9 protein-coding genes and 1 pseudogene are annotated in these 8,620 nt (G+C 68.7%); 3 read left to right on the top strand and 7 right to left on the bottom strand.

Features of this window, described 5'->3' with window-relative positions; genetic code table 11:
- Nucleotides 1-166 precede the first annotated feature (166 nt).
- Together AB0I77_RS52915 and AB0I77_RS52910 are read left to right on the top strand one after the other, a co-directional pair.
- The gene (locus tag AB0I77_RS52915) at nucleotides 167-409 is read left to right on the top strand and encodes an aromatic-ring-hydroxylating dioxygenase subunit beta (RefSeq protein ID WP_363290229.1); all 243 of its coding nucleotides are present in this window, start codon (nucleotides 167-169) and stop codon (nucleotides 407-409) included.
- Nucleotides 406-792, top strand: a complete 387-nt coding sequence (locus AB0I77_RS52910) for a hypothetical protein (protein ID WP_363290228.1) — start codon at nucleotides 406-408, stop codon at nucleotides 790-792. Before AB0I77_RS52915 ends, AB0I77_RS52910 begins: the two co-directional genes overlap by 4 nt.
- Nucleotides 793-848: 56 nt before the next feature.
- On the opposite strand, the gene AB0I77_RS52905 is transcribed toward AB0I77_RS52910, so the two are convergent.
- The 4 genes from AB0I77_RS52905 to AB0I77_RS52890 all read right to left on the bottom strand — a co-directional run bounded on the left by AB0I77_RS52905 (nucleotide 849) and on the right by AB0I77_RS52890 (nucleotide 5,005).
- On the bottom strand, nucleotides 849-1,808 hold the full coding sequence (locus AB0I77_RS52905; RefSeq protein WP_363290227.1) for an amidohydrolase family protein: 960 nt from the start codon (nucleotides 1,806-1,808) through the stop codon (nucleotides 849-851).
- 55 nt (nucleotides 1,809-1,863) lie between these two features.
- Nucleotides 1,864-3,450, bottom strand: coding sequence for a Na+/H+ antiporter (locus tag AB0I77_RS52900; RefSeq protein ID WP_363290226.1), 1,587 nt, complete (start codon nucleotides 3,448-3,450; stop codon nucleotides 1,864-1,866).
- 83 nt (nucleotides 3,451-3,533) lie between these two features.
- Nucleotides 3,534-4,550: a zinc-dependent alcohol dehydrogenase family protein gene (locus tag AB0I77_RS52895; RefSeq protein ID WP_363290225.1), complete on the bottom strand. Its 1,017-nt coding sequence runs from the start codon at nucleotides 4,548-4,550 to the stop codon at nucleotides 3,534-3,536.
- Between the two features lie 122 nt (nucleotides 4,551-4,672).
- On the bottom strand, nucleotides 4,673-5,005 hold the full coding sequence (locus tag AB0I77_RS52890) for a carboxymuconolactone decarboxylase family protein (RefSeq protein ID WP_363290224.1): 333 nt from the start codon (nucleotides 5,003-5,005) through the stop codon (nucleotides 4,673-4,675).
- Between the two features lie 280 nt (nucleotides 5,006-5,285).
- On the opposite strand from AB0I77_RS52890, the gene AB0I77_RS52885 reads away from it, so the two are divergent.
- Entirely contained in the window at nucleotides 5,286-6,155 is an 870-nt protein-coding gene (locus AB0I77_RS52885) for a helix-turn-helix transcriptional regulator (RefSeq protein WP_363290223.1), read from the top strand.
- 543 nt (nucleotides 6,156-6,698) lie between these two features.
- On the opposite strand, the gene AB0I77_RS52880 is transcribed toward AB0I77_RS52885, so the two are convergent.
- The 3 genes and pseudogenes from AB0I77_RS52880 to AB0I77_RS52870 all read right to left on the bottom strand — a co-directional run.
- Nucleotides 6,699-6,845, bottom strand: a complete 147-nt coding sequence (locus AB0I77_RS52880) for a hypothetical protein (RefSeq protein WP_363290222.1) — start codon at nucleotides 6,843-6,845, stop codon at nucleotides 6,699-6,701.
- Between the two features lie 89 nt (nucleotides 6,846-6,934).
- Nucleotides 6,935-8,215 (bottom strand): MFS transporter, encoded by a 1,281-nt coding sequence (locus AB0I77_RS52875; protein ID WP_363290221.1) that lies wholly within the window; start codon nucleotides 8,213-8,215, stop codon nucleotides 6,935-6,937.
- Nucleotides 8,216-8,274: 59 nt separating this feature from the next.
- Nucleotides 8,275-8,620 (bottom strand): annotated as a pseudogene (locus AB0I77_RS52870) (transcriptional regulator); the annotation flags it as partial.

The following is an 8,620-nucleotide window of genomic DNA, read 5'->3' as shown; positions in this document are numbered from 1 at the left end:
GCGGGCCCGCTGGCGAGCGACAACTGAACCTCGGACTTCTTCATGACAGAAGAATAAGGCGGACTCTCGCCGAGCACCCGCCACCCTGACTCCTCTCGGTTGACTGCATGGGATCCCAATGTTCTACTCAGCAGAGATGGCCTCTGTTTTACAGAGGGACGGATTGATGAGCGACCGTGCCGACCTCCTCGACGATGTGCGCCGCGGGATGATCCCCGCACACATCTACAACGATCAGGATGTCTTCGACTTGGAGAAGAAGCTCGGCGACTACCGGGAAGCGGCCCAGGTCTCCGCCGGCCGGGAGGATCTGCTGCGCCGCACGGACGACGGGTGGAAGCTGGCGCGCCGCACCATCCTCGTCGACGACTCGGTCATCCGCATGCAGAACCTGGCGGTGTTCCTGTGACGCTGAGCTGGGAAGGCGAGGACGAGGACGCCCGGGCCGCGCGCCGGGCAGCCGCTCAGAAGGCCGCCCTTCAGGCGGGCCGCACCGGCGAGCCACTCAGGCTGGGCAACGAATTCTCGGAGGTCCGGGTCAGCCGCATGGAGACCCGCAACGGCTCCCGGCTGCTCGTCGGCCACGGACTGACCAGCACCGGCACCGGCGTCCCCGAAGCCGTCCTGCGCGCCATCTCTGTCGACACGATCGCTCGCCTCTGCCTGGACGTCGTCAAAGCGGGCGGGACTCTGACGGATCTACCGGAGAAGGACCTGCGCGAACTCCCCGACCTGGGCGGCTCGTTCAACAACGACACGGCCTGGCGACACGAGATGGCACGGCTCGGGTGACGTACCGACGTCAGGGAGCGCTCACCGGAGGGGCTGGACGGCGCCGCCTGACGAGTTCACCGCGCTGTCCCCGCAAGCAGGCGTTTCGCGTTGGCCGTCGTCAGGGAACGCCACGTGGTCCCCTCCACCGGTGACTCGGCCGCGTCGATCGCCGCGATGTGGGCATCGGCCAGCGGGGGAGGCGTCCAGCAGTAGTCGCTGCCGAACAGGACGCGGTCCGGATCGACGAGCTTCAGCAGCGCGGGGACCTGGCGCGGGAAGGCCGTGCCCGCCATGTCGTAGTAGAGGCCCCGTAGTTGCTGCACGGCATCGAGAGAGGGCGACTTCTCCGAAGGCAGGAACAGCCTCATGAACTCGTTGATGCGGTCGGCCAGGACGGGAACCGCGCCACCGCAGTGCGGAACGATCACCTGCATATTCGGATAGCGCGTCAGGACGCCCGCCATCACCAGGTCCGTGACGGTGCGGGCCGTGTCGAAGATGTACTCGACCATCGGTCGCGGTCTGCCGAGTGCGGACTGTTCCCAGCACACCGGCGAGGTGGGGTGCAGGAAGACCACGGCCCGGCGGCGGTCGAGTTCCGCGAAGACCGGGTCGAGGCGCTGGTCGCCGAGGTACACACCGTGCGTGTGCGTCAGCAAGGCCACGCCGTCGGCGTCGAGTTCGTCGAAGGCGAATGCGATCTCCCCCAACGAGCCGTCCACGTCCGGCAGGGGAAGCGACACGAAGTTGCCGAAGCGGCCGGGGTGGTCTCGGGTCAGCTCGGCGGTGTACTCGTTGACGCGCCGGGCGAGGAGACGGGCCGCCTTGTCGTCGCCGAAGTGCACGCCCGGGGACGACATGGAGAGCATCGCGGTGTCGATGCCGTTGCGGTCCATCAGGTCCAGATGGGTTCGCACGGACCACGTGGGCCAGCCGCCCATGCCGTCGGGGTGGGCGTGGCCCGCCGCGGTCGCCTGCTGGACGTAGAAGTCGGGCAGGAGGTGGGCGTGCACGTCGATGAGGCCCAAGGACATGACAGGGGTCCGTTCTGGTGGGTCTTGTGTGTGGAGTCTGGGTGTCGGACTCGGCTCATTCCACCTGCTCGCGTCCGGCCAACCGCACCTCTTCACCGTCCAGGGCGGCCTGGAGCCGGCGCAGCACGGTGTCGTCGATCTGCGACTCGTCCCGCAGGCGGACGACGGTTGCGCGTCTGTGGGCGATGAGGGCGAGGCGGAGGTCGGTGTAGTGGCGGTTGTGGAGCAGGGCGTGATCGTCGTCGGTGCCCGTGCCTTTGGCCCGTACGGTCGCCAGGTGGGCCTCGTACTCCTGGCGCAGCCACTCCCTGACCTTCGGGGTGGTGCCCAGTTCGGCGGCGAGTTGCGGCAGGGCGTTGATGGCTTCCTCGGTTGCCATGGTCTCGGCGAGGACGTGTTCCTCGTCGACGGAGGTGTCGCGCGGCAGCCGGGCCCAGCGCACGACGCCGGGCAGCAGCAGTCCCTGCACCACGAGGGTCACCACGATGACACCGGAGGTGACGAAGACGATGAAGGCACGGTCGGGGAAGGGTTCACCCGAGTCGAGGGTCTCCGGCACCGAGAGAGCCACCGCGAGCGACACCGCGCCCCGGAAGCCCGCGAACCCGCTGACGGTGCGTGCCCGGTGACTGATTCGGCGCAGTCGCTGCTCGGGACGCCGGTCGATCACGCGGATCAGGTAGGCGGAGGAGAACAGGAACGCGAACCGGACAACGATCAGCACCACGCTGACCACTCCGATCGCGATCAGGGCGTCTTGGAGGTCGGACCGGTTCAAGTGGCGTAGCGCGTACTGGAGTTCCACTCCGACCAGGACGAAGAGCGCGCCGTTGATGATGAAGGTGAGCAGCGGCCAGAAGGCCAGCGCCTGGCGACGATGCTCGGCGCGGATGATGCTCGGAGCCACCTGGGCCATGATCAGCCCGCTGACGACGACCGCGAGGACACCTGAGGCGTGGATCAGCTCGGCGAGTAGAAACGCCGTGAACGGCGCCAGGATCATGACGAGATTGCCCAGCAGGGGATCGTCCAGGCGGCGTCGCAGATTCATGTTGACCCAGGCGACCAGTACGCCTACGGCGGCCCCGCCGCCGTAGGCCAGGAGGAACAGCGCGCTTACGTGCGGAAGAGTCAGGTGTTCCTCGCCGACGGTGAGGCCCACCGCCAGGCCGAAGATGACCAGTGCGGTGCCGTCGTTGACGAGGCTTTCGGCACGCAGCACGGTGACCTGACGGCGCGGCAGGGAGCGGGCCAGGACGCCGACCGCTGTCGCGTCGGTCGGAGCCACCGCCGCGCCCAGCGCCCACGCCGGTCCCCAGGGCAGTCCGAGCGCGTGCCCGGCGACCGCCACGGCCCCTGCGGTGAGGATCACCAGGACCGTGCTGAGCAGGACGATGCCGCGCAGGTTCGAACGGATCTCCCGCATGGAGGTGGTGAGGCTCTCCCAGTACAGCAACACCGGCAGGAAGAGCAGCAGCACTACTTCCGGCGGTAGTTGAGTCTGGCGTACGGCTGGGACCAGCCCCAGAAGAGCACCCACGACAAGCAGTACGACGGGCGGTGCGACACCGAAGCGCTGTGCGAGGACCTGGCCGACCAGCACCGCCACGCCCAACAGCACGATGAGTTCGAGACCGAGCATGGCGCTTACTCCTGTGTTGGGCGGACTACTCGAGGGCGTACGGGGCGTACGGGGCGTAGAGGGCGTACTGGGCGTCACTCATGTCACGGACGCAGCAGCGCCTTGATGGCGCGACGCTCGTCCATGGCCTTGTAACCCTCGGCGACCTCGTCCAGCGACAGGGTGAGATCGAAGACCTTGCCCGGGTTGATACGGCCGCTGAGGACGCGCTCGATGAGGTCGGGAAGGTAGGCACGCACGGGGGCGGGGCCACCGCGCAGGCCGACGTGGGAGAAGAAGAGCTGCTGGCCGTCGATCTGTACGTCGTGCGGCATGCCGACGAAGCCGACGTTGCCTCCGGGGCGAGTGGACAGCAGGGCCTGGTGCATCGACTCCTGGGTGCCGACGCACTCGAGGACCGAGTCGGCGCCGACGCCGTTCGTCAGTTCCTTGACGCGGGCGACGCCTTCCTCGCCGCGCTCGGTGACGATGTCGGTGGCGCCGAACTCCAGGGCCAGCCTCTGCCGGGACTCGTGCCGGCTCATGGCGATGACGCGTTCGGCGCCCAGTTCCTTCGCGGCGATGACGCCGGACAGGCCCACGGCGCCGTCACCGACGACCACGGCTGTCGAACCAGGCTTGACCTCGGCCGCCTTGGCGGCGTACCAGCCGGTGCCCATGACGTCGGACAGGGCCAGCAGGCTCGGGATCAGCTCCTCGGCCGGCTGCTCCGGGGTGGCGACCAGGGTGCCGTCGGCGAGGGGGACGCGGACGTACTCGGCCTGGCAGCCGTTGGGGAAGTCACGGTGCTGGCAGGAGGTGTGGTAGCCGGCCCGGCAGATCGGGCAGGTGTTGTCGGAGGCGATGAAGGAGCCGATGACGAACTGGCCGGGCCTGACGGTCGAGACGTCACTGCCGACCTCCTCGACGATGCCGACGTACTCGTGGCCGATCGGCTGCGGCTCGGTGACCGGGTTGATGCCCCGGTAGCTCCACAGGTCGGAGCCGCACACGCAGGTGGCGACAGTGCGGATGACCGCGTCCGTGGGCGCCACGATCTTCGGCTCGGGGGCGTTCTCCACCCGGATGTCCCCGGGGGCGTGAATGATGGTTGCTCGCATGATGGTTTCCCAGGTCCTGGCAGGTGCGTTGGGGCGTCAGGGGCGGTGCTGCCGCCAGCCGGTGCGGCGGCGGCATGGGGGCCAAGCCCGCGCTGTGGGGGTGCGGGCGGTCAGGAGAGACCTCAGTCGGACTGGTCGGCCTTGTCCACGATCTCCTTGAGCTGGTTCATCGCGGTCATGGCGCCCGGCCATCCCGCGTAGAAGGCCAGATGCGTGATGGCCTCGATCAGCTCGTCCTTGGTCACGCCGTTCTCCAGCGCCTTGCCGAGGTGGAAGCTGAGCTGGTCGCCCCGGTACAGGGCGGCGAGAGCGGTGACGGTGACGAGGCTGCGATCGCGCGGGGACAGACCCGGCCGCTCCCAGATGTCGCCGAACAGGACCGTGTCGGTCACCTCCGCGAGCTTGGGAGCGAATTCCTGGATCGCAGGCGGCGCGAACTTCTTCCGTTCGGGCATGGGGGGTGCTCCTAGCGTGTGTTCAGGGATTCAGGCCGCTCGGTCCTCGGCCGCGTCATCGACCCTGCCACCATCACGCGAACCCGCCAAGGGGAGAATTCCATCCTGGGAATGACTTATCCAGGGGAGGAATCCTTACCCCCTATACGCGGCTGGAGCAGGCCCAGGTCCTGCGGGCATTTATGGGTTCGCTCACTCGGGAAAGCAAAGGCGACCGGCCAGAGCCGGGGAGAAAACTCTCCCCCTCACTTTTCGGCTGAGCGCTGCGACACTAGCCGCTATGTACAGCAAAGCGCATTCGGCCGAACTGGGAGAATTTCTCAAGGTGTGCCGGGCGCAACTCAGCCCGCGTACCGTGGGTCTGCCCGAGTACGGGTCGCCCCGGCGAGTGCCGGGGCTGCGCCGGGAAGAGGTCGCCCAGCTGGCGGGTATCAGCACCGACTGCTACACGCGGTTGGAGCAGGGGCGTGCCTCCGTGCCGACGTCGGTGCTCGCCACGCTCGTCCGTGTCCTGCATCTCGACGATCACCAGCGTGACCACCTGTTCGCGCTGGCGGCCCGAGATGCGTGCGCGCCGCGCCGCCGACCGGCGCAGAAGGTCCAGCCGCAGCTCAGGCGTCTCCTGGATGAACTGACCACGACCCCCGCGCTCGTCCTGGGTCGGCACATGGACATCCTGGCCTGGAACGCTCTGGCAGCCGCTCTGCTCATCGACTTCGAGCGGGTTCCGGAGAAGAAGCTCAACTACGCCCGGCTGATCTTCACCGACCCCCGCTTCCGGGAGCTCTACCTCGACTGGAGGACGATCGCCCGGAGTTGCGTCGCCCAACTACACGCAGAGGCCGCCAAGTGCCCTGGCGCCCCCGAGTTGACCGCTCTGGTCGGCGAACTGTCGGTGGCCGACGCCGACTTCCGGCAATGGTGGGCGGGCCGCCAGGTGCCCGGCCTGCGGGTCGGCACGAAGAGGCTGCGTCACCCGGTCGCCGGCGACCTCACGCTCGACTGGGACAGCCTGACCTCCACAGCCGACCCCGCACAGCAGTTGGTGATCATGACCCCTGAGCCCAGGACCCCGTCCCATGACGGACTGCGCTTCCTTGCGTCGTGGACTGCCGCCCCGTACCGGCCGGCGGGGGATGCGACAGCCTGACCGAAACGAGACAGGCGGATCGCGCCATCATGCGTTGTGCTCGCGTACTGGACCGTGCCGGTCAGGATGTCCGCCGGGACAACTTCCAGGATCGCGCGTACGGCGTCCTCGATGTCGGCCTCGTCGAATCCGTGGTCGTGCTGGACCAGTTCCTCCCCCTGGCCGTGCCGCTGGACCGCCTTCGCGCGACGGTGCATCGATCTCGGGACCACGTTCACCGCCGTCGGTATCGATGTGGGCCTGCCGGCACGCGGCGCCGACGCGCTCGCTCGGACCTTCACGCAACAGGCCGCGGCGACGGCTGCACCTGCCGACGGGAGCCAGTCCCTGGAGGTCCGATGACGCCGGAGCCGTAGCGCCGCCGCCCGCCGCCCGGCCGCATTCGTCAGCCGCCGGTCGTACCGGCTGGGCCTCCCTCGCCGCCGTGTTCAGAACGTCGATCGGCTCGAAGACGACGCCTCGCTCGCCGGGGCCGTCGAAGCCGCGCAGCGTCACCACTCGGCCGCCGCCGCGTTCCGCCCGAGAGGAGTGCCAGGCGCGCGGTCAGGCCGTTATCGGGAGGGAAGCGGCCTGCACGTCGGTCGCGCCGTGCGAGCCGTTGGACACCACGATCGCCGGCACGCGGTCGCCGACCCCCAGATCCGTGTCCGCACCCGGCCCTATCTGGTCCACGACCCCTGCGGCTTCCATGCCGGGAAGCAACGGCGGCTGGGCGTCCGGCGCTCCGGAGGGCCCGCCCCGCCGAATTCCGTGAAACCTACAGCCTCCGTCGAATTACCTCATTGCTCGGCATGCGGTCGCGCCTGTACCGCCGATGAGATTCGGAGCGGGCCCCGGCGCCCGAGCGCCCACACCACGAGTGCGAAGCCGCTGAGGACCATGCCCGCGATCGTCACGGCCGTCCAGCCACCCTTCGTCCACAGCACCGAGGCGGCGGCCGAGCCGATCGCGCCGCCGAGGAAGTTGCTCGTGACAAAGGCCGTGTTGAGCCTGCTGCGCGCCTCGTTCGACACGGCGAGCATCCGCGACTGGTTGAGCAGGTTGACGCCCTGGACGGCTACGTCGAGCAGGACGATCACGACCACGACGAGCGCCACGGAGTGCCCGGCGAACGCCGCCAGGACGAACGAGGCCAGGACCAGGGTCCACGCGATTCCGGTCGCGGGGAGCGAGAGCCCGCGGTCGTGCAGTCGGCCGGCCCGTTGGGCGGCGAGGGCACCGGCCACACCGAGGAGCCCGAAGAGCCCGATCTCGGTCACGGAATAACTGAACGGCGGGGTACTGAGCAGGAACGTCAACGACGTCCAGAACATGGTGAACGCGGCGAACGCCGTAGATCCCAGGACCAGCGTCCAGCGCACGGTGGGCTCACGTCGTACGACCGTCCAGACGGAGGCGATGAGTGCCGGGTAGGGCATGCGGGTCTTCGGCGGGAGTGAAGGGATCGCCCGGTACAGCAGCGCCGCGAACACGACGGCGACGGCGGCGGCCACGACGTAGATGGTGCGCCAGCCGGCAGCACCGGCGATCAGACCGCTGACCGTCCGGGACACCAGGATGCCGGTGAGGATGCCCGACACCACCGTCCCGACCACACGGCCACGGTGGTCGTCGTCGGCCAGGTCACCGGCGAGCGGAGCAAGCAACTGCCCGGAGACGGTCGTCACGCCCAGCAGTGTGATGGCGACCAGCAGCATTCCGAATGACGGCGCCAGCGCGCACAAGAGCAACGCGACCGCGGAGCACAGCAACATCACGGGAATGAGCCTTCGCCGGTCGCGTACGTCACCCAGCGGCACGAGAAGAAGGATGCCTGCGGCGTAGCCGATCTGGGTGGCCGTGACGAGCCACCCCGCGGCCGCGGTCGAGGCGTGCAGGTCCTTTGCGATGAAGTCGAGAAGCGGCTGCGCCCAGTAGAGGTTCCCGACGGCAGCGCCGCCCGCCACCGCGAACAGGAAGGTCAGTCCGCGGGGCATGGACGTCCGGCCCGCGATGGGCGGCGTCAGGGCTTCGGATTCGGTCGCAGTCGGCGATGCCGCCGACTTGTCCGGCGTGGCCATGGTCCTTTTCCCCCAGTGATCCCAGTGATCCCGGTGATCCCATTGATCCCCGGGGAGGTTTACGCGACGGTGTCGGACGTCGTCCGTTTCTGGTCTGCGGCCCAGGAGGCCAGGAGGCGCAGTCCGTCGTGGGACGGGGACCCGGGTTCGGCGTTCCACACGATGATGTGCTGGTCGGGGTCTGTGCCGCAGGTGAGCGTGTTCCAGTCGAGTGTCAGCTCGCCCACCACGGGGTGACGAAGCTTCTTGATGCCCTTGCCCCGCATCGCGACGTCATGCGCGGTCCACCAGTCCCGGAACTGCGCGTCGTGGGCGGAGAGTTCCTCGACCAGAGCGGTGAGGCGCTGGTCGTCGGGGTAGCGTGCGCTCTCCATGCGCAGCTGGGCGATGGCCAGCCGGGTGACC

The sequence above is a fragment of the Streptomyces sp. NPDC050619 genome (assembly GCF_040654815.1).
Classification (GTDB): Bacteria; Actinomycetota; Actinomycetes; order Streptomycetales; family Streptomycetaceae; genus Streptomyces.
Note: the sequence above shows the minus strand (reverse complement) of the source record. Positions and strands in the feature narration are given on the sequence as shown.